At 38.7% G+C, this 2,025-nt stretch carries 2 protein-coding genes; one reads left to right on the top strand and one right to left on the bottom strand.

Annotation, left to right across the window (positions count from 1 at the left end; all coding sequences use genetic code 11):
* Positions 1 to 35: 35 nt before the first annotated feature.
* Entirely contained in the window at positions 36 to 1,328 is a 1,293-nt protein-coding gene (locus GQR46_RS19120; RefSeq protein ID WP_010555089.1) for an NCS2 family permease, read from the bottom strand.
* Positions 1,329 to 1,446: 118 nt separating this feature from the next.
* On the opposite strand from GQR46_RS19120, the gene GQR46_RS19115 reads away from it, so the two are divergent.
* Positions 1,447 to 1,911, top strand: a complete 465-nt coding sequence (locus GQR46_RS19115) for an SEL1-like repeat protein (RefSeq protein WP_007583707.1) — start codon at positions 1,447 to 1,449, stop codon at positions 1,909 to 1,911.
* Positions 1,912 to 2,025 lie beyond the last annotated feature (114 nt).

Genomic DNA, 2,025 nt, shown 5'->3' with positions numbered 1-2,025 from the left:
AATTTGTGCAGGCTTTTTTGTATTTTTGTTAGCTATTAAGACAAAAATGCAAACTTGAAAACAAACAAGGCTGTTAATATCCAAACACTAATACTGACTTGATCTTGCTTACCGCACAAGACTTTAACCGCCGTATAAGATATAAAACCAAGTGCAATACCGTGCGCAATCGAAAACGTTAATGGTGTCATTAGTAATACCACAGTAACAGGAATTGCATCGGTCATATCATCCCAGTTTACAAACTTTAAATTTTGCAGCATCAGAACAGCGACATATAAAATAGCGCCTGCCGTAGCATAAGCCGGTACCATTTGTGCAAGCGGTGCAAAAAACATCATTAGTAAAAAGCAAATGCCTACAACTACAGCTGTTAAGCCAGTACGTCCGCCAACAGATACACCAGCAACCGATTCTATATACGATGTAGTCGTAGACGTACCTAGCATCGCACCTGCAATTGTTGCTGAGCTGTCAGCACTTAATGCGCGCCCTAAACGAGGCATGTTACCTTTTTCATCAGCTAAACCTGCTTTTTGAGTTACCGCAACTAATGTACCCGAAGTATCAAAAAGATCGACAAACAAGAAAGCAAAAATAACACTCATCATTGATATATCAAAAGCGGCTGCAAAATCTAGCTGCATAAAAGTAGGCATTATTGATGGTGGCATAGCCATAACACCGTGATATTCAACAAGCCCCAAACTTAAAGCAATGCCAGTCACTAATAAAATACTAATAAGCACGCCACTTTTAAAATCGCGGTATAAAAGCGCTGCAATTACAAAAAAGCTTAATATAGCCAATAACGGTCCTGGAGAAGTAATGTCGCCCAACTGCACTAATGTTGCCGGGCTTGAGACAATAATGCCTGCATTTTTAAGGGCAATTAATGCTAAAAAAGCACCTATACCCGTTGCGATTGCTCGCTTGAGCACCAGAGGTATGGCATTAATAATCCACTCTCTGACTTTAAATAAGCTTAAAAACAAAAATATACAACCCGACATAAATACAGCCCCTAACGCGGCTTGCCAGGTATAACCCATTCCTAATACGACACCATACGTAAAAAAGGCATTTAGTCCCATACCAGGCGCTAATGCTAATGGATAATTAGCCCATAAACCCATTATAAAACAGCCTATCGCAGCTGCTATACATGTCGCTACAAATGCAGCCCCTTGATCCATCCCAGCCTCTGCGAGCATAGCCGGGTTTACAAATACAATGTATACCATAGTTATAAAGGTAGTTAGGCCAGCAACGCATTCGCGTTTAACTGTTGAATTATTTTCGCTCAGTTTAAATAAGGCTTCGAACATAATAAACTTGTGATAGTAAAAAGTGGCGAGATTTTAACATAAAAATTATCTTTTACAGGACATTTTACCTTGCTATATACTAAACTGTTAGAGTAGTTAAAATAATAAATGAACCAATATGCTTAAAACAACACCTTGTGAGCAAGACTTAGAGCAACAGCTAGATAATATTTTAGGTTTTGTTACTCAACCCGAAAATACCTCTGTGCCCGTTGATAATAAAAAAGATGAGCAAAGTACGTTAAATAAAGCCCTATATTATTTAAAAAATAATCAAGCTCCATTGGCTGCAAAATGGATGCGACTTGCTGCAATGGCGGGAAACCATAGAGCACAGTTTTATTTAGGTTTATTTTTTGTGAAAGGTGAAGGCGTGCCACAAAGTGTATTTCATGCTGTAGCTTGGTTAAGCTTAGCAAGTAGCCAAGGGTACGCCCCTGCCACTGCAGCGGTTACAGATATACGCAAACATATCGAAACTAAGCGATTTAAAGATGCTCAGTGTTATGCGGCAAGTTTGTACGAACAAATCCACCAACTCCAGTTTTCTCATATGATCCCTCGCACGAGTGAAAACACATAAGCTAGCTATGGCAGAAGTACTGTATGCAGTGTAAAAAAATACTGTATATGGTTACAAAGATAATCCTATACAGTATAAAACCCCAAAATGAAGACACTACGAAAAAAATTATTT

Source organism: Pseudoalteromonas sp. Z1A6 (assembly GCF_011378745.1).
GTDB classification, from domain to species: Bacteria; Pseudomonadota; Gammaproteobacteria; order Enterobacterales; family Alteromonadaceae; genus Pseudoalteromonas; species Pseudoalteromonas arctica.
Note: the sequence above shows the minus strand (reverse complement) of the source record. Positions and strands in the feature narration are given on the sequence as shown.